Source organism: Nonlabens sp. MB-3u-79, assembly GCF_002831625.1.
In the GTDB taxonomy this organism is placed as follows: Bacteria; Bacteroidota; Bacteroidia; order Flavobacteriales; family Flavobacteriaceae; genus Nonlabens.
In genome coordinates this window covers 2,363,730-2,382,392 of the sequence record NZ_CP025116.1, presented here as the reverse complement: position 1 = coordinate 2,382,392, position 18,663 = coordinate 2,363,730, and the positions used below count along the sequence as shown (strand labels likewise).

The window sequence follows — 18,663 nt, the reverse complement described above, 5'->3', positions numbered from 1 at the left end:
ATGAAAATAGCATTATTAGGATATGGTAAAATGGGCAAGGCTATTGAAAAAATAGCACTAGAACGCGGTCATACTGTAGTTACTCGCGTGGGGCGCAACGACTCCATGGAAGACATTACAAAAGCCGATGTTATTATTGAATTTACAAGTCCAGAAAGTGTCCTGGGAAATTTAAAGTATTTGATTCCAACACAGATACCAATAGTATGCGGTACCACTGGATGGAACAAGCATATTGCTGAAATTACAAAGCTGGTTTCTCAACATAAATCCAGTTTGGTATATGCTTCTAATTTTAGTCTAGGAGTGAATATATTCTTTGAACTCAACAAGAAATTAGCTCAAATGATGAGCCGGTTTAACGAGTATGATGTAAAAATGAAAGAAATTCATCATACAGAAAAAAAAGATGCCCCTAGCGGCACGGCAATTAGCTTATTTGAAGGACTTTCAGAAAGCCTAAGGAAAGAGAATTGGCATCTAGGTAATACCTTAAAAAAGAACTCTGTACCTATAGAGGCCCTGAGAGAAAATGAGGTAAAGGGAACACATAGTGTTACCTATCAAAATGAAATAGATCGTATAGAAATTATTCATACGGCACAAACTAGAGATGGCTTTGCAATTGGAAGTATCATTGCCGCAGAGTGGATTACTAATAAAAAAGGAATATACACGATGAAAGATGTATTAGGATTGTAACACAACCTAAACACTTTTATCACATTAGAACATATCAATTATGAATTGGACAGAATGGTTAATCGTATTTTTAATAATCCAGCTGGTACATGGACTAGGAACTTGGAAAATGTACGTTGCTACTGGGTATAAGGCATGGCAAGCATTTGTTCCTGTTTTTAACGCGGTTATTTTAATGAAAATAATGAATAGACCATGGTGGTGGACCATCCTTTTATTCCTGCCAGTGGTAAATATCATGATGTTTATCGTCGTCTGGGTAGATACACTGAGATCCTTCGGTTACAATAAAAGGTTAGATACTATTTTAGGTGTGGTTAGTTTAGGCTTTTACATCTATTACATTAATTATACACAATCCTTACGTCATATAGAAGAAAGGGATTTAAATCCGAGAACAGCTGCCGGAGAATGGACCAACTCCGTTCTGTTTGCTGTTATAGCAGCTACTATCGTGCATACCTATGTGATGCAGCCTTTTATCATTCCAACTTCTTCCTTAGAGAAATCCTTGCTTACTGGAGATTTCTTATTTGTAAGTAAATTTCATTATGGTGCAAGACTACCTATGACCCCTATTGCGGCCCCAATGGTACACGATACCATTCCTATTTTGGGTGTAAAGAGCTATCTAGCCAGACCCCAATTGCCTTATGCGAGAATTCCGGGATTTCAAAAAATAAAACGCAATGATATTGTAGTTTTTAATTACCCTACAGATACCATTAATTCGTACCCCAATGATGATGGGAAATTTCATTACAAGCCTATTGATAAAAAATCCAATTATGTCAAGAGATGTGTAGCTATCGCCGGCGATACGATGTCTATGAAAAATGGAGCTATCTTTATCAATGGAGATAAATTAATACTTCCTGAACGCGCAAAGCCTCAGCACTCCTATGTCATAGAAACCGATGCTGTATCTCAGACAGATCAAGAAATGGTTTTCCCAGATGGAAGTAGATTAACAAGAGAAGAGTTTTTCTTTACCTATGACATCACTGATGGGTTTCAATTTGGTTCTCATTTAAAAACTGGCAGGCCAGCATTTTTTGTTAAAGCTGCTACAGAAGAAGCCATAGAAAAAATAAAAGCCTCTGGACATGTGGTTAATGTAGAAAGACAAAACAGGGACATAGGAAGTCCTATGAGTATGGCCTTAAGAGACCTACAGGACGAAAACTCCCTTTATATGAGACCTAATGTTTTTCCCTATGATGGAAGAACATCAAACAATGCCGATGATAGAGACCCTTTCTTGATTCCTGCCAAAGGAATGACCGTAGACATTGACTATAAGAATATCCCATACTTTGAAAGAATCATTGAAGTTTATGAAGGAAGTGAAATGGATACTTTTCAGGACATCACTTTAAAAGGAAACCAAGTACTTTTAAATGGCGCACCACTCATCTCTTATACTTTTAAGCAAGATTATTATTGGCTTATGGGAGATAATCGCGATAACAGTCTTGATAGTAGATTCTGGGGCTACGTGCCATTTAATCACGTGGTTGGGAAGCCCGTATTTGTATGGATGAGTTATGACGGTAATCAATCGTTTCCTAATGGTTTTAGATGGGAAAGAATGTTCACCACAGTAAATGGCCCTGGACAGCCTACTTCCTACTTAATTTATTTCCTTGTTGTTGTGGCTGGATATTTTATCGTAAAAAGAATATTAAAAGTAAGAAGTTAAAAGTTATGAATGAAATCATTATTCATCCATCGTATTTTGTGGATGTAATAGCCCTCGTTCATATTCATAAATCTTCAAGCCTTCTTTTAGAAACACAAGATAGTTACGTTAAACAGACCTATCGCAATAGAACTTACATCGCTGCGGCAAATGGTAAACTCGCACTTAACATTCCTGTAATACATCAAAAAAAAGGAAATTCGGTACCCTATAACTCAATTGAAATAGATCATTCACAAAATTGGGCGACTACTCATTTAAAAAGCATTAAAAGTGCTTATTACAGCAGTCCTTACTTTGAATATTATCAAGATGATCTCGAGATGCTTTTTAAAGACATTCCAACCTCTTTAATCGAATGGAATATTAAAACACTTCATTTTTTATTAGAACACTTGCAACTGCATAGAGAAATAAAAATCACTCAAGACTATCAAAACGATCCACTAGCCAAGCGACTAATTCATGCTAAAGACCGCCCGCTTATGCATATAAGCCCTTATATACAAGTGTTTCAAGAAAAGCATGGGTTTACACAACCTTTGAGTGGTCTTGATGTATTATTCAACTTAGGACCAGCTACTGGTGCTTACCTAAAAAATCAATACCCTCAATTATAGACCTATGCAAAGCAACTTGGAACGTTTTAAAGCTTTTTATAAAACGGCAAGTTTGTGGTCTGGAACTTTACTGGGACTAGAACAGTTCGGATTATCAAATTTTATTTTTGATCATCTAAAGGATCAAGAGTCATTAGATTTACCAGTGATACCTCAAGGAACTTTATTGGGTAAAAGAGCCGAATACTTTTTCAAGTTTTGTGTGGAGCAATCCAGTAATTATCAATTATTACTATCTAATATACAGATATTTAAAGGGAAGATCACCAAAGGAGAACTGGACTATGTCATTAAGGATCTGCGTACTAATTCCACTATACACATAGAGTTAGTCTATAAGTTTTACATTTATAATCCTACCATCACAAGTACTGAGAAATCACCAGTCCTTCAAGAGCTCAACAAATATCAAGGTCCCAACGGCAGAGATAATCTGGTACGGAAATTAGAGCATCTTAAAAACCATCAACTCCCTTTACTCTACACTGCAGAAGCTGTGGAGTTATTAAAGAGTCATGATATTGCTGTAGAAAAAATAAAACAGCAAGTTTGTTTTTTGGCACATGTATTCATACCCCATCAATTATGGGATCATAAATTTAAATACATTCATAAATCGAGTATTACTGGGTATTATTATAAGAGTTCCGCTTTCGCGAAAGCGGAAACTGAAAACACCTATTTTCTACCAGAAAAATATGCGTGGAAAATGACACCACAAGAATTACTTACTTCCTATACCTTCCATGAAGCATTAGCACTCACCAACGATAGCTTGGAGAGAGGGTTTGCACCATTACTCTGGATGCAATTAACAGACAAAAGTTTTGAAACATTTTTTGTTGTTAAATAATTCAACTTTACCTAATAGATTCAAACTATAACCGGATTCCTTCTACTGATTTGTGATTTTATAAACACATTTTAACTTCAATTTCATAAAAAGTCGAACTGTATATGATTATATTGAAATATGGAAAAGAAAATGGAAAGAAAGACAAAGGATCAACCGTTAACGAGTTATGGAAACAAAATCTTGGAGCACTGATGTCTTAACTTAGATTAAACTACCATCAAAAAAAACAACAAGAAAAATAAAAATAATGAATTACCTAAACTTCAATATGGAAAAAGCAAAAGACACCAGCAAAGAACTTAATATTTTATTAGCTGATTACCACTTGTATTACCAAAAATTAAGAAATTACCATTGGAATATTGTAGGACGCTCTTTCTTTGATTTACATGTTAAATTTGAAGAAATGTATGACGATGCCATTATAAAAATTGATGCAATAGCAGAGCGTATCTTAACCCTAAGGTATCAACCTACATCCAATTATAGTGATTACTTAAAAATTTCTAATTTAAAAGAAACCAAGTCAGAATTATCTGATTTGGAAATGGTGAATAATTTAATAGAAGACCATGGAGCTATTCTTTCTCAAATGTCAAAAGTTGTAGCGACAGCTGGAGCGTGTCAAGACGAGGGTACCATTGATTTAATTGGCGCTTACATCAGAGAACTAGAAACTACTTCTTGGATGTTAGATGCCTGGAGAATGAACTCTGAAGATACCAGAAAATCTATTTAATCTAGATTATTTATTAAAAATCAAAAGCCCCATTTTATAATTAAAATGGGGCTTTTTATAATGTGTAAAAAAGAAAGGAACTTAATTTCTTCTCCTTCTGTTGCTATTACTACTACTGCTACTGTTATTCCTCGTGTTCTTTTTACCATGCTGACGCTTATTGTCGTTGGTATTAGAACGATTGGTACTTGTGTTGCGATAAATCAAGGCTTTAGATTCTAAAAGATCTTCTTCTTTTGCCGCAAGATTGATCTCCCCTTCGCTTAATTCAAAGAGGTGCTTGAAAATAACCGCATCATCTACAGAGTCTTTGTTCCAATTTAAGAACGATTTCTTCATGTGGTTTGCAATAATATACGCAAGTGCTTCTCTTTTCTCTCCTTTTTCCCATCCTAGAGCAACATTGATCATTCCCTGGATGTTATTTCCATAAAATCGGTATCGAGGTCTTTTTTGAGGATAAGACATTCTTGCTGGTCTAGCCGCAAGCTCTTCTCTATCAGGAATAGGATATGGGGAATCTACGTCTAAATCAAAATTTGCGATAACAAATAATTGATCCCATAGTTTGTGTTGAAAGTCAGCGACATCTCTTAAATGTGGATTTAAATTACCCATCACACCTATAATAGCAGTGGCCATCTTATTGCGTTCTTCCTTAGTCTCTAAGGCTCTACAATGTTCCACTAACTTTTGAATATGTCTCCCATATTCTGGTATAACAAGCTGGTTGCGCTCCGTATTGTATTCTAATGATGATATCAAATTGAAATGGTATTACTTAATGTGAAGTGTTGCAAAATACACAAAATAGAATAAATAAACTATTAAAGAGAGATAACTCCTTTAACTTTACTGACCTCTTTATATTTAGAGATCACTGCATCAGGATTTTTCATATTTACTACAATAGAAACACTGGTGTATTTTCCTTTACTGGATTCTTTCGTCGTTATTACCGCTCCTGTATTATCAAAAAGTGCTTCTATCTCTGAGATTTGTGTTCCTTGCGTTGGGACTATAAATTTATACAAATACTTAGAAGGCCATAAACTCGTGTCTGCCAGCTGAATCTTTAGTTTTGCATAAAACTCTTCTGTATTTTTATTTTCCATAGTATATATGCAAATATAATTCATGATACGCTCGATTGCTATTCATAGATTTAGTTATTTTGTACTGTTATGAAAAAACTTAAAAGAATTTTAATCATCGGTGGTCCTGGATCTGGAAAAACTAGTGTTCTTAGAGCTATTGAAAAAAACGGCTTTAACGTACATCATGAAATCTCTAGGGAAGTAACAGCAAAAGCAAAACAGCAAGGTATAGAGCGACTTTTTCTAACCGACCCGCTTGCTTTTAGCAATGAGTTGCTTGCTGGTCGTATTTTACAATTCAAGAAGGCTACAGAGGGGATCCATTTTTATGACAGAGGCATTCCCGACATCCCTGCCTATCATGAGTTTACAGGGGATGATATTCCAGCAGAATTTATCAAGGCCAGTGAAGAGCACCAATACGATATGGTCTTCTTTTTACCACCATGGGAGGAAATATATGAGAGTGACAATGAGCGTTATGAAAGCTATGAGCAAGCGGTGATTTTAGGAGGTATTCTCAATAGCTTTTATAACAAATTAGGCTACGCCCCTATTAACGTTCCTAAATTTGATATAGAGAAACGTCTTACTTTTATTAATGATCATTTATAGTATTGATAAATAAATCCTTAGACATATTAAAAACCGTTTATGGTTTTGACCTATTCAGACCTTTACAACAGGAAATTATTTCCAGTGTATTAGAAGGTAAGGATACTCTTGCCTTGTTACCTACCGGTGGAGGGAAATCTGTATGTTATCAAATTCCTGGAATACAACTTCCTGGTATATGCATCGTTATTTCACCACTAGTTGCTTTGATTAAAGATCAAGTCGATCAACTTAAAAAGAGAAATATCAAAGCGGTAGGAATTACTGGTGGTATCTCCTATCAAGAACTGGATGATGTACTGGATAATTGTATTTATGGAAATTATGATTTTCTTTACATGAGTCCAGAGCGATTGCAACAAGCATTAGTGAAGGAGCGTGTTCTTAAAATGAATGTCAATCTAATCGCTATTGATGAAGCACATTGCATCAGTGAATGGGGTCATGATTTTAGACCCGCCTACCGACAGATCATTACCTTAAAAGAATTACACCCGCGAGTTCCTATAATTGCGGTAACAGCTACAGCAACAAAAGCGGTGCAAGAGGACATAGTGACTGTTCTGGAACTAGAAGATGCACGAGTATTTAAGTCTAGTTATGAGCGTTCCAACATCCATTATAAAATAGAAAATACTGGAGATAAACGACAAGCACTACGCCATTTTTACAACGTTCAACCCGGTAGCAGTATCACCTATGTAAGGAGTAGAAAGAATGCCGTAGAATTCACCTTACTCCTTCAACAAGCTCAAATTACTGCAGGGTTCTATCACGGTGGTCTTTCTAATAAAATACGATCACGCACTGCACAATCCTGGATGAATAATAAAATACAGGTGATGGTAGCGACCAATGCCTTTGGTATGGGAATAGATAAGCCAGATGTGCGTAGTGTGGTTCACATGCAGTTGCCCGACAGCGTTGAAAGTTACTATCAAGAAACTGGAAGAGCTGGTCGAGATGGCGCTGACAGTATTGCTTATTTTATTTACAATCGCAACGATATTGAACACGCATACAATCAGTTTGTAAAATCAAAACCTACAGCAGATTACCTCAAATTGATCTATCGCAAATTATCCAATTATTTAAGAATTGCCATAGGTGAAGGAGAAGAGCAAACCCATACGCTATCATTTTCAAGATTTTGCGCCACTTATGAGTTAAATGGTATGCAAGCCTACAGCGCCCTTAATGCCTTAGACAGATTTAGTGTCATCAGTCTTGCACAAGGTTATAGGAGACGTTGCAGTGTAAGCTTTCGCGAAAGCGGAACAAGAATCATTTCCTTTGCCCAAAACAGACCTGTTGCTAATGCAATTATACAGGCCATATTGCGTACCTATGGAAGCAGTGAAAATCACGTATTACAAATCAATACTGCTTTGATCGCTACAAGAAGTAATACGAGTGAAGAAGAAGTAAATGAAACCCTGCAATTGCTGCACGATCAAGAATTGATAGAGGCTACTATTACCAATACCGATTTACAAATCACCTATTTAACTCCTAGAGATGATGATCGCACGATCAATAGATTCTCAAGAGAACTAGAACGACAGAATACGTTGCGGCTGAATAAACTAAAATCATTAGTACAGCTGGTAACCAATACTACAACTTGTATCAATAGAATGCTCTTGGAGTATTTTGACGAAGAAACAGACCGCGATTGTGGAAATTGTAGTAATTGTGCGCCGATAGTAGCGCGTACCACTTCAGAACAAATCCTTATCGCACTACAAAATCAGCCGCTTGATAGTCAACAGATCTGTAAAGAAATGAACGAAGATAAAGATGTGGTTGTAGCACATCTCAAAACATTACTAGAACAAAGAAAGGTTCTTTTAACGAGCCATAATAAATATAAAATCAATGAGTAAGTCCATAAAGATTGTATTCTTCGGTACACCCGAATTTGCTACAGGTGTATTAGATGCGTTGCATAAATCACAACATGAAATAGCAGCTGTAGTGACCGCTCCAGACAAACCCGCTGGAAGAGGAAGGAAAATAAACGAAAGTGATGTAAAAAAATATGCGGTAGCACATGGTCTTCCCGTTTTACAACCTAAAAACTTAAAAGCTGAGGATTTCTTAGAGGAACTTGCTTCCTTTAAGGCAGATGTGCAAGTTATCGTAGCATTTAGAATGCTTCCAGAAGCCGTGTGGAAAATGCCTTCTTTAGGCACCTTTAACCTTCACGCAAGCCTTTTGCCTCAGTACCGAGGGGCTGCCCCTATCAACTGGGCAATTATAAATCAAGAAAAAGTCACTGGCGTAACCACTTTTTTTATAGATGATAAAATTGATACTGGTGCCATTATCTCAAACCAAGAAACCCTTATAAGCCCCTTAGAGAACGTAGAAACTCTTTATGATAGGTTGATGAAAATGGGAGCAGAACTAAGCCTAGAGACAGTGAATAGCATCGCTACAGGGACAGTTTCTACTACGGTACAAAAAGATCATACCGATTTAAAAGAAGCTCCTAAACTCGATAGTAAAAATACTCTAATCGACTTTACAAAAAGTGCTGTGGCTGTTGATGCACTCATAAGAGGTTTGTATCCTTATCCAGTAGCAAAAGCCTCTTTATATAATAAAGAGCAGATGGTTGTAAAAATTCACAAAAGCAAAGTCGTTGAAAAACAACATAAAATGACCCCAGGTAGTTTTGTTATCGAAAACGGCGAGATGTTCGTGGCTTGTGGTACAAACATGATAGAAATAGAAGAATTACAGTTACCTAATAAAAAGCGTCTGAAAATAAAAGATCTATTGAATGGATATACGTTTGTTCCAGATGCTAGATTTGACGTGGCTTAAGGAGAAATCTCCTTGAAACGCCTATAGTTATTAACAATTTATCGGTTTTATGAACAAATTGTTGAGATTTACACTGTAATCCTTGTGTGGTCGCATATTCCGTATAAATTTGTTCAACGTTTTAGTTTAACCAACATTAATTTAAATTCAATTATGAACAAAACAGATTTAATCGAAGGAATGGCAGAGCATGCTGGTATTTCAAAAGCAGCAGCTAAAAAAGCATTAGAATCTTTCTTAGGAAATGTAGAAGGTTCTCTTAAAAAAGGAGATAGAGTATCCCTAGTAGGATTCGGATCTTTCTCAGTTTCTAAAAGAGCTGCACGTGAAGGTAGAAACCCGCAAACTGGTAAGACTATCAAAATTGCTGCAAAAAAAGTTGTAAAATTCAAAGCAGGTAGCGATTTACAAAAAGCTGTAAACTAATTTAGATTAGTTTAAACCATTAGAAGTCCCAACTTAATTAATTTAAGGTTGGGGCTTTTTTTATTCATCGTATTTAGGGATTTTATTTGATTCTTACGCTATTACATAAAAACTAGTATAATATTCAATAATTTTCACTAAGTTTAAGAGTACTAAGATAAGATTATGAAAAATGTAACCCCGGAGAAAGGAAGTCTTTTAGTTTCTGAACCTTCCATAATAGGAGATGATTCCTTCTCACGCTCGGTGGTTTTACTCACTGAATTTAATAAAGAGGGGGTTGTGGGCTTTATCCTCAACAAACCATTAGACTGTACTCTTGATCAATTAATACCAGAAATAACATTAAAACTAGAAGTTTACCAAGGGGGACCTGTAGAAACCGATAATTTGTATTTTCTTCACAATATTCCAGACCTAATTCCAGGCTCTTATTTGATTGAAGATGGCATTTATTGGGGTGGAGATTTTCACGCAGTAAGTGATTTACTTCGTAAAGGAAGTATTACTGGCGACGAAATTAAATTCTTTTTAGGTTACTCAGGATGGGAACGCCATCAACTAGAGAATGAGTTAGAATCTAATTCTTGGGTAGTCGTAGAAAACACAGATAGTAAAAACCTTCTTTCCAATAACATGCATGATATTTGGAAAAAGAAGATGAAGAAATTAGGTGGTGACTACGAGTTGTGGTCTAACGCTCCAGAAAATCCTTCTTATAACTAATCAAAAAAGGTTTCGTTAAGTGATTCTATCAACTCGCTTGCAGTTTCGTTAGTATAACTCTTTTTACGGTACTTAGTAATACTTTGAACACCCCTGATCATGTTGGTAGTAAAGATTTCATCTGCCCTTTGTAATTCAAAAGGAGTGATGGTTTCCTCTACAAAATTATAGTTGAGCATCTTTTTAAGTTGCTTGATAATATGAGTTCTCATAATACCATTCAAACAACCGTCGTCAATAGGTGGCGTTTTGATCTGATCTCCTTTACGTAAAAACACGTTTCCTGAAATAGCTTCCACAACCATCTTATTTTGATTGAGCAATAATAAATCATCATAATCATTTTCGCTAGCATAAATCCCTGCAAGAATGTTTACTGCTTTATTGGTAGTCTTTAAAGTGCTTAACATGGAAGCGTAAACAAAATGATCTTTAAATAGATCGACTTCATTATTTGTCACATTTATAAAAATATCCTCCAGAATAGAAGAAGAAATCGAGTAGTTTACTGATAAGTCATTTGGCGTGTACAAACCTCCTGATTTTCTCCAAACACTAATTCTTATCCTTGCGTGATTTTTATGTAATCCTTGCTTGAAAAGCAACTCATGAATGCTCTCCTCCAGAAATTCTGGAGTGAAAAATGGTGGGATATCCATGCGTAAAATGCGCATACTAGACATTAATCTAAAATAATGTTCTTCAAAAAGTAATGCCTTACCGTTATAACACCTCAAGGTTTCAAAAACCCCATCACCATAAAAGGTCCCTCTATTGTCATAAGGGATAACAGCATTTTGTTCTTCTAAAAATTCTTTATTGATTATTACCATAAAAAAAGCCCTGTAAATCCAGGGCTCAAATTTAAATATTAATTAGGGTATTATCTAGACCCTAAGACTTTTTTTAGTGCTCCTATTTGGTTTTCCCAGAACATTTTTTGTTCTTCCACCTCATCTTCATCATCACCAAAGTCTGAAATCATTAAAGAGACATCTTTAGTAATTTCATCTACTTGAATTCTAATTTCAAAATATTTTTTAGTGTCCTCATCATAATCCCATTGAAAACGTGCTCTTTCACCAGAGACGCGTTTAAGGATTTTTGCTTTCTCTTCTTGACCGTCCCAAATAAATCGGAAATATTCGCCTCGACTATTTACATTATCAGCAAACCACTCAGACATTCCAGATGGCGTTGCAATATGTTGGTATAACAAAGTCGGTGATGCTTGAATTGGAAATTCAAGTTCAAATTTGATTGGGTCTTGCATTTAATAAACTTTAGTGGCAATATAGGGTTTAATTTCATTCCTAAAAAAAGAAAATTAATCAAAATTAATAATGAGTAAGGTTTGGAATAAAAAAATAAATAGATGTATATTTGCAGCCGCTAAACAACAAAGTGTATTACCAAAATGGCGTGGTAGCTCAGTTGGTTAGAGCGCAGCACTCATAATGCTGAGGTCGGCGGATCGTGCCCGCCCCACGCTACAAAGCTCTTACTTTACGGTAAGAGCTTTTTTATTACCTAAGTAGTTTCTCTTTATTCAGCCACGATTTCAAGGTATGGACGCGAGTTACCTTTATTTTATTAGTGTCATTAATGAGATTCATCATCCTGATGAACGCCTTCCTTACCTATTTCTTTAGAATGCTGATCAATCACAGACATTTTCAGAAAGGAATAATAAGATAAAAGTCCATTGGAATAGCATATAAGCTGTAGTGCTTCTGGTATTTTGATATGCAATTGGAGGGCTTTATTTAATGCTAAGACTCCTGCTATTTGATCTAATGCTATAAATAGACTCAATACCATCAAGTTTCAAAGCCTTTTCTGTTTTTCTCGAAGATTCCTTTTCGTCAGATGCTGTAATAACTTGGAAGTTTACATTTTCATTCTTTTCCACACTGACTCTAATACCCTTTTCTCTTAATTTACCTACACTTGATAGACTTGTAGTACTAGCGCGATACAAATAATTCTATTACCACTTTCTAACAAGCACTCCAACGCTCTCCGCCCAGATTGATAATGATCATTAACTATTTTATCACATTCCAACTCATCAATTACAGAATCAAACATAACTAATGGAATTCCTAAATCAATGAGTTCTTCAAAAGGCTCGTGTTTTTCAATCCGTTGTGATTGCCTTGCGGCAGCAATTATAAAGCCCACAAGGGTTTCATTTTTTAAAGCAGATAAAATAAGCGACCTCTTGATCATAGGGTCCATTTGAAAAGCCTCTGATGATTTTAAAGTTATTCTCTGTTGCAGCATCTTCTAAACCAATTAAATCCTGAGCAAAAAAGTCATTCCTTATGTCTGGAATCATCACAACGACTGTTTTATTGCTGGGAAAGGATACTTTGGAATCCGTATAGCCTAGCTCTTTGACAGCCTCCATAATCTTAAACTTTGTATCGCTCTTGATTTCTTCACTGTGGTTCAAGGATTTAGAAATTGTCGAAATCGAATATTTTATCAAATCTGCCAACTGCTTTAAGGATCCTTTCTTTTTTTCATACTTCAAATGCTACAAAAGGAAATATGCGAGTATTGCTAAGCACTGAAAACTTGTTTTTTTTTGATTATCATATGTTAATAAACAAGTTAAAAATACAAATATATCTGATTAAATACATAGTTTTATCTTAAAATATTAGTCTAAAAAAGATAATAAATCGATTAAATGCATGATAATTACGTTGTTTAGCGATTATATTGCTAAAATACGTTTTTTAACGATGAACAACCGTTATATTCGTGTACCTGAATAAAATAATAAAAAGATCATGCAAAAATTTACTCTTTCTACCCTTTGGAAAATTATAATGTTCATATCTGTTGCTTTATATTCCTTTTCGAGTATTGCACAAACGAGTCAAGTTAATTTAGATATAAGTTGGCCAGCTTATTCTGGTGAAAACTATATATTAATATTTGATCCTTCTGGAACTGAAATAGCCAGGTATTGTAACCCTGCTCAGTGTTATAATGGGTCGGCGCTTGCTTATTATGCAACTATCAATTTAGGTTGTTTATCAGACGGGAATGATTACAGAGCCAGATTATATGATAGCCAAAATGATGGCTGGGATGGCGGTGGTACAGCTACTATTACTTCAGGTGGAAACGTAGTCCTTAGCACTGGTTTAAACAGTGGTCAAAGCGGTTCCTATTTTAACTTTAACGTAAATGGAGGTGGTTGTGGTGCTGCTGCGCCTGAAGTAGCTGTTTTAGGAAATGGAGTTATTATTTCTGATAACGACACCACTCCAAGTACTACTGATGCTACTAATTTAGGTACTGCTGACGGAACTACGAGTATCTCAGTTACCTACACTATAGAGAATACAGGAACTGCAAATTTAGATCTTTCAGGTACTCCTATTAATATAACTGGAACAAACGCTGGAGACTTTAGCATTACAGATCAACCTGTTGCAACCATTACTCCTGGAAGTTCAGACACCTTTACCGTAGAGTTCTCACGTGCTACTACTGGAACAAGTAATGCAATAATTAGTTTCACTTCAAATGATGCAGATGAGACAAATTATAATTTTGACATTACAGCGGTTTCAGCTGGACCAGTTTCTACTTTATACTTCGAAAATTTTGATGATGGCGCATCTGGATGGAGTCCTTCAACAACAGGTGGGTTTCAATTTAGCTTAGGAACTGTTACTAACGAAAAAGGAGAAGGAGACTATTGGTATACTGATAACTGGAACGATTACCCTTCTAATAAATCGGCTACGGTAACCAGCCCTATCATTTCTACTTTAGGATATACCGACCTTAAATTTTACATAGATTTTAGAACAAATACCAACGACAACAAGGATGGTATGAGAGTTCAATACAGTGATGACGGTGGATCTACATGGATCACATTAGGTTCAGATACTACAGGTGTGAATTGGTATAATTCTACAGATGTAGATGGGTTTGCTAACAATGCAGATGCGTGGACAGGAGACAACTCTAGCTTAACCTCTTCTTTAAGTAGATTTGAAGAAGCTACACATATATTACCTAGCTCAGTTGAAAACAATGCTAATCTTAGAATTAGAATTGCTTTTGCTAGCGATGGTTCTACTCCTACAGATGATGGAGCATTATTTGACAATATTATCATCACTGGTAGAAAAACAATAACAGATAATGCTATTGATGGACCAGCTGATGTAAATGATAATTTGACACTTTGGTTGAGATCTCAAGATATTCCATCCACTGATGGAGCACTATTACCATTATGGGAAGATCAAGCACTAGATAACGATGCTTTTGAAATACCTGCAAACGCACCAGTGTATGCTAACAATACGACTAATAACATCAACTTTAACGCTACCGTTGCTTTTGATAGAACCCAACAACAACACTTAAGAGGTAAAGGAGGGTATAACTCTAACGATTACTGGATTGTGGTACGCAGTACTATAGATATGACGGGGCAACTAGCGGGTGAAACCATGCTTCTAGGAGCAAAATGCGCTCCTGTTAACCCAGCAAAAGATCCTTCTGGATTAGGTTGGGGACCCGTATCAGTAAGATTTGATGATGAAGTTATTGCTCATAGTGTTGGTACTGTTTCTGAAACAAATCCAGCAGATGGTAGTTATGGAAGATCATTCTCTGACGCTACTGGAACATTTGATGATGTACACATCCTCAATGTGAAAAATAATCCAGCAAACAATCAAACAGAAATCTATTTGAATGGACGTAAAATTGACAATCAAACTGGAGTAACTCAAGTTTCTAGAGAAACCTTAAACTTTTCTAGCTTTACCAACAAACCTTTTTATATAGGCGCAGGGCGTTACCAATTAAATGGGTTACCATTTGAAACGCACTTAAATGGGGAAATAACTGAAGTTTTTAGTTACCGAGATAGAAAATCTAATGCCGTACAACAAAGAATATATTCTTATTTAGCAATCAAAAATGGTGTATCACTTCACAACCCTACGAGTACATTAGATGACCACAGAGCTGATTGGGATTATCTTGATTCTGATGATAATATTGTGTGGAACTACGCTGCTAACACGAACTTCAACTTTGATGTTGCTGCAATAGGACGCGATGATAAATCAGAATTGGTTCAAAAGCAATCTAAAAGTGAAAACTCTACGAGTATAGTAGCTGTAGCTTTAAATCGCGTAGAAGACTTAGGAACGCAAAACACCCAGATCTTTGAAAATGATAAAGACTTTTTATTCTGGGGTCATAATGGACAAGATATCAATGCCAACAGTACAATAATAAATCACGATGTTGGTGTTTCAAATGCAGTGTTGACTAACATTACGAGAATGAACCGTGTATGGAAGATAGAGGAGCAAACCTCTACTGATATAGCAACTACAGAGTTAAGAGTTGCTACCACTGATTTTGTTGGTCTACCAGCCTTAACAGCAAATAGAAAATATGTGCTTATGATGGCAGATGATGAAACCTTTACTACTGGTCTGGAAACAAGATTCTTCGTAAACGATGGAATCTATGAAAGAGCTTCTTACAACTTTGATGCAATTAAGTATTTCACTCTTGCTGTTTCTGATGTGATGTTTGAAGATAGAAGTGTTGATTTTGACGGTGTAGATGATCATATTATCGTAGACAACCCACAAGGTTTAGGAAGTACTTTTTCAGCAAGTGCATGGATTTTAAGTGAAGGTGCAAACAGCACCAACACAGAAAGAACCATAGTTGCAAAAAGAGCAAATGGAACTGGTTTTCAACTTTCTCTTAGAAATGACAATCGTATTACTTTAAGATGGAACGGCAGCTCGTTAGAAGAAATAATTTCTAATACGTCTTTAAGTGACGGTGTATGGAGACATATAGGTTTCTCATATGACGGTAGTACTGCAAAAATCTATATTGATGGTGTGTTGGACATTGAAGCAACACTCTCTGCTCCTGTTCCAGATGGAAATTTATTAGGTATAGGTGCTAGAATAGATGAAGATGAAACCGCTTACGATCTTTTCCATGGAGAAATTGACGAAATCAGAATGTGGAACAAGGCCTTAACTGAAAATCAAATCAGATTCATCATGAATCAAGAATTAATTGAAAATGCCAACCTTGTTTCTGGTAAAACTGTTCCAAGCACCATCACTAAAAATGAATTGGATGGATTGAGTTGGACGAGCTTATCTGCTTATTACAGTATGAATAGTTTTATTGGAACTTCTTTAAATGACGAATCAGTTAATGAAGGATATGGTAGAATGGCAAATGAGAGTTACTTTGAATTGAAAACTCAATCCGCTCCATTACCATATAAATCTATAGGTGCCGGTGACTGGGAAAATACTTCTAGCTGGGAAAATGGTTCTGTTCTTTATACCCCAGGAAGTACTCGTGTCATCAATGGAATCGTAGAAAAAATAAACTGGAACATTGTGAAAACTAATAATGAGGTTACTATTACAAATTCAGATATAACCTTACTAGGCTTATTTGTAGAAAGCAATGAAATGAATGTTGATAACGATCATGGACTTACTATAACTCACGTTCTTGATCTTCAAGGCTCCATTGATCTTAAGGGAGAATCTCAATTAATTCAAACTACAGACAGTGATTTATTAAGTACCACCACTGGATTTATCGAAAGAGATCAACAAGGTACTGGGGTAACATATGACTATAACTACTGGTCTTCTCCAGTGAGTATTACTAATAATAACACTGCTAATAATGGCTACACACTAGCTGAGTCTCTTAAAGATGGAACTCTAGTAGACAACCCTAGAGATTTAAACTGGACCACTACCAGTGTGACAGATGGTACCGCAGGAGATGCAACTACCGCAGCTACTCTATCTGGAAGATGGTTGTACAAATATGGAAACTTAACTAGTGGCGTATATGCTAACTGGCAGTATGTAGGTCCTAATGGAGCTATGAAAGCTGGTGAAGGATTTACAATGAAAGGAACTGGTGCAACCGGAGAACAAAACTATGCTTTTGTAGGAAAGCCTAACAACGGGGATATTGACTTGCCTATTAATTCAGGGAACGATTACTTAATTGGTAATCCATATCCGAGTGCTTTAGATGCCCATGAATTTATTTTAGATAATCCTAACCTAGACGGTACCTTATACTTTTGGGAACACTGGGGTGGTGGTACGCATATCTTAGCTAGCTATCAAGGAGGTTATGCTATGTACAACTTCTCTGGTGGTGTATCTACTGCAACTTATGGTACCTCTAATCCTGACGTTAACCAAGGAGGAATTGCTACCAAGCGTCCAGAGCGTTTTATACCTGTTGCCCAAGGATTTTTTGTTTCTGGAATTACAAATGGTACTATTAAATTTAGAAACGACCAACGTCAATTTGTAACCGAATCTTCTGGAAACAGCTTGTTTGTTGCTGCTCCAGGAAGTGATGCTGGTAGCAATGCCTATGCAGACTATAACAACTATAACGATCCTAGACCTAAAATTAGATTGGGATTTGATAGTCCTAGCACCATCCACAGACAACTATTATTGACTATAGACCCTAATGCTAGTATGAACTATGATCATGCTTTTGACGGTGTGCAAATCGGTGTACAAATGGAAGATATGGCATTCATTTTAGGAAATAAGAATCTTAGTATTCAAGGAATAAATAACCTGGATGCTACTGTTGAATTGCCATTAATGGTAAAAATGCAAGCTGAAGGAACTATGAACATCAAGTTAGATGACATTAAAAATATAGATCCAACACAGCAAATATTTCTTAAAGATGCTGTTTTAGGAACATATACAGATTTGATGATTGGTATGTACACAAGTCCAAGGTTAGTTGCTGGAACAAACACAACACGTTATTCTATTGTGTTTAACAACCCTACTACGTTAAGTAATGAAGATGTAGCACTAGCAGAAAGTAATTTAGTGGTCTACACTCCTAATGGTATGGATACTTTAAATATTAAAAAAGGACAGGAAATCACTATTGAATCCATCGCTCTTACTAATATGTTAGGACAACAAGTACAAAATTGGGATGTTAGAAATCAAGACGGTATCATCACGGTGAGTACCCAAAATATAGCCCGCGGTAACTACATTGTAGTTATGGAAACTAATTACGGTATGCAGTCACGAAAAGTGATCATTCAGTAAGACACTCCAATACGCAAACACAAAAGCCTTTGAAATTATTCAAAGGCTTTTGTTATTTATAGACTAAAGGTAAATAAGATTAAAAGAACCTGCAGACGTAAACTATATATACAAAAGCTTATGTGCATTAGCGCCCACATCAAGTTGGTCTGATTTCTCCATCAACAACAACCTTTAGGGTGTTTAAGA

General features: G+C 35.9%; 18 protein-coding genes and 1 tRNA gene. 12 read left to right on the top strand and 7 right to left on the bottom strand.

Annotation, left to right across the window (positions count from 1 at the left end; all coding sequences use genetic code 11):
• The 5 genes from dapB (at position 1) to CW736_RS10485 (ending at position 4,619) form a co-directional block, all read left to right on the top strand.
• Positions 1–702 carry a 4-hydroxy-tetrahydrodipicolinate reductase gene (gene dapB, locus CW736_RS10505; RefSeq protein WP_101013895.1) on the top strand — a complete coding sequence of 234 codons (702 nt, stop codon included), beginning with the start codon at positions 1–3 and terminating at the stop codon, positions 700–702.
• 40 nt (positions 703–742) lie between these two features.
• Positions 743–2,404: a signal peptidase I gene (gene lepB / locus CW736_RS10500; RefSeq protein ID WP_101013894.1), complete on the top strand. Its 1,662-nt coding sequence runs from the start codon at positions 743–745 to the stop codon at positions 2,402–2,404.
• A 5-nt stretch (positions 2,405–2,409) separates the two neighbouring features.
• Entirely contained in the window at positions 2,410–3,024 is a 615-nt protein-coding gene (locus tag CW736_RS10495) for a WbqC family protein (RefSeq protein WP_101013893.1), read from the top strand.
• A gap of 4 nt (positions 3,025–3,028) precedes the next feature.
• Positions 3,029–3,877, top strand: a complete 849-nt coding sequence (locus CW736_RS10490; RefSeq protein WP_101013892.1) for a DUF1853 family protein — start codon at positions 3,029–3,031, stop codon at positions 3,875–3,877.
• Positions 3,878–4,127: 250 nt separating this feature from the next.
• Positions 4,128–4,619, top strand: a complete 492-nt coding sequence (locus tag CW736_RS10485; RefSeq protein WP_101013891.1) for a Dps family protein — start codon at positions 4,128–4,130, stop codon at positions 4,617–4,619.
• Between the two features lie 81 nt (positions 4,620–4,700).
• On the opposite strand, the gene CW736_RS10480 is transcribed toward CW736_RS10485, so the two are convergent.
• Together CW736_RS10480 and CW736_RS10475 are read right to left on the bottom strand one after the other, a co-directional pair.
• The gene (locus tag CW736_RS10480) at positions 4,701–5,384 is read right to left on the bottom strand and encodes a DUF4290 domain-containing protein (RefSeq protein WP_101013890.1); all 684 of its coding nucleotides are present in this window, start codon (positions 5,382–5,384) and stop codon (positions 4,701–4,703) included.
• Between the two features lie 62 nt (positions 5,385–5,446).
• Entirely contained in the window at positions 5,447–5,734 is a 288-nt protein-coding gene (locus CW736_RS10475; protein ID WP_101013889.1) for a DUF493 family protein, read from the bottom strand.
• 69 nt (positions 5,735–5,803) lie between these two features.
• On the opposite strand from CW736_RS10475, the gene CW736_RS10470 reads away from it, so the two are divergent.
• The 5 genes from CW736_RS10470 (at position 5,804) to CW736_RS10450 (ending at position 10,315) form a co-directional block, all read left to right on the top strand.
• Positions 5,804–6,331, top strand: a complete 528-nt coding sequence (locus tag CW736_RS10470; RefSeq protein ID WP_101013888.1) for an AAA family ATPase — start codon at positions 5,804–5,806, stop codon at positions 6,329–6,331.
• 2 nt (positions 6,332–6,333) lie between these two features.
• Positions 6,334–8,217, top strand: a complete 1,884-nt coding sequence (locus CW736_RS10465; RefSeq protein ID WP_101013887.1) for an ATP-dependent DNA helicase RecQ — start codon at positions 6,334–6,336, stop codon at positions 8,215–8,217.
• Entirely contained in the window at positions 8,210–9,163 is a 954-nt protein-coding gene (gene fmt, locus CW736_RS10460; protein WP_101013886.1) for a methionyl-tRNA formyltransferase, read from the top strand. Before CW736_RS10465 ends, fmt begins: the two co-directional genes overlap by 8 nt.
• A gap of 153 nt (positions 9,164–9,316) precedes the next feature.
• Positions 9,317–9,589 (top strand): HU family DNA-binding protein, encoded by a 273-nt coding sequence (locus CW736_RS10455; RefSeq protein WP_015363467.1) that lies wholly within the window; start codon positions 9,317–9,319, stop codon positions 9,587–9,589.
• A 165-nt stretch (positions 9,590–9,754) separates the two neighbouring features.
• Positions 9,755–10,315, top strand: a complete 561-nt coding sequence (locus CW736_RS10450; RefSeq protein WP_101013885.1) for a YqgE/AlgH family protein — start codon at positions 9,755–9,757, stop codon at positions 10,313–10,315.
• On the opposite strand, the gene CW736_RS10445 is transcribed toward CW736_RS10450, so the two are convergent.
• Complete coding sequence (locus CW736_RS10445) at positions 10,312–11,148, bottom strand: aminotransferase class IV (protein WP_101013884.1); 837 nt, start codon at positions 11,146–11,148, stop codon at positions 10,312–10,314. The two genes, CW736_RS10450 and CW736_RS10445, sit on opposite strands and share 4 nt — an antisense overlap.
• Before the next feature lie 50 nt (positions 11,149–11,198).
• On the bottom strand, positions 11,199–11,588 hold the full coding sequence (locus tag CW736_RS10440) for an START-like domain-containing protein (RefSeq protein ID WP_101013883.1): 390 nt from the start codon (positions 11,586–11,588) through the stop codon (positions 11,199–11,201).
• 146 nt (positions 11,589–11,734) lie between these two features.
• Between CW736_RS10440 and CW736_RS10435 the strand changes: the two genes are divergently transcribed.
• Positions 11,735–11,808, top strand: a tRNA-Met gene (locus CW736_RS10435).
• A gap of 109 nt (positions 11,809–11,917) precedes the next feature.
• Here the strand turns inward: CW736_RS10435 and CW736_RS10430 are convergent.
• From CW736_RS10430 to CW736_RS14280, 3 genes are all read right to left on the bottom strand, one after another.
• Positions 11,918–12,130 carry a substrate-binding domain-containing protein gene (locus CW736_RS10430; protein WP_157810929.1) on the bottom strand — a complete coding sequence of 71 codons (213 nt, stop codon included), beginning with the start codon at positions 12,128–12,130 and terminating at the stop codon, positions 11,918–11,920.
• A 129-nt stretch (positions 12,131–12,259) separates the two neighbouring features.
• Positions 12,260–12,547 (bottom strand): LacI family transcriptional regulator, encoded by a 288-nt coding sequence (locus CW736_RS10425; RefSeq protein ID WP_101013881.1) that lies wholly within the window; start codon positions 12,545–12,547, stop codon positions 12,260–12,262.
• Positions 12,507–12,818, bottom strand: coding sequence for a LacI family DNA-binding transcriptional regulator (locus CW736_RS14280; protein ID WP_262493812.1), 312 nt, complete (start codon positions 12,816–12,818; stop codon positions 12,507–12,509). The genes CW736_RS10425 and CW736_RS14280 overlap by 41 nt, the downstream gene beginning before the upstream one ends.
• A 298-nt stretch (positions 12,819–13,116) precedes the next feature.
• Here CW736_RS14280 and CW736_RS10415 point away from each other — a divergent pair, with 298 nt between their 5' ends.
• A complete protein-coding gene (locus CW736_RS10415) occupies positions 13,117–18,474 on the top strand; it encodes a LamG-like jellyroll fold domain-containing protein (protein WP_101013879.1) in 5,358 nt (1,785 codons plus the stop codon).
• The last annotated feature ends 189 nt before the right edge of the window (positions 18,475–18,663 follow it).

Coding starts and splice junctions, on each gene's coding strand:
- dapB (WP_101013895.1), top strand. CDS start 1: ATGAAAATAGCATTATTAGGATATGGTAAAATGGGCAAGGCTATTGAA.
- lepB (WP_101013894.1), top strand. CDS start 743: ATGAATTGGACAGAATGGTTAATCGTATTTTTAATAATCCAGCTGGTA.
- CW736_RS10495 (WP_101013893.1), top strand. CDS start 2,410: ATGAATGAAATCATTATTCATCCATCGTATTTTGTGGATGTAATAGCC.
- CW736_RS10490 (WP_101013892.1), top strand. CDS start 3,029: ATGCAAAGCAACTTGGAACGTTTTAAAGCTTTTTATAAAACGGCAAGT.
- CW736_RS10485 (WP_101013891.1), top strand. CDS start 4,128: ATGAATTACCTAAACTTCAATATGGAAAAAGCAAAAGACACCAGCAAA.
- CW736_RS10475 (WP_101013889.1), bottom strand. CDS start 5,734: ATGGAAAATAAAAATACAGAAGAGTTTTATGCAAAACTAAAGATTCAG.
- CW736_RS10470 (WP_101013888.1), top strand. CDS start 5,804: ATGAAAAAACTTAAAAGAATTTTAATCATCGGTGGTCCTGGATCTGGA.
- fmt (WP_101013886.1), top strand. CDS start 8,210: ATGAGTAAGTCCATAAAGATTGTATTCTTCGGTACACCCGAATTTGCT.
- CW736_RS10455 (WP_015363467.1), top strand. CDS start 9,317: ATGAACAAAACAGATTTAATCGAAGGAATGGCAGAGCATGCTGGTATT.
- CW736_RS10450 (WP_101013885.1), top strand. CDS start 9,755: ATGAAAAATGTAACCCCGGAGAAAGGAAGTCTTTTAGTTTCTGAACCT.
- CW736_RS10445 (WP_101013884.1), bottom strand. CDS start 11,148: ATGGTAATAATCAATAAAGAATTTTTAGAAGAACAAAATGCTGTTATC.
- CW736_RS10440 (WP_101013883.1), bottom strand. CDS start 11,588: ATGCAAGACCCAATCAAATTTGAACTTGAATTTCCAATTCAAGCATCA.
- CW736_RS10425 (WP_101013881.1), bottom strand. CDS start 12,547: ATGATCAAGAGGTCGCTTATTTTATCTGCTTTAAAAAATGAAACCCTT.
- CW736_RS10415 (WP_101013879.1), top strand. CDS start 13,117: ATGCAAAAATTTACTCTTTCTACCCTTTGGAAAATTATAATGTTCATA.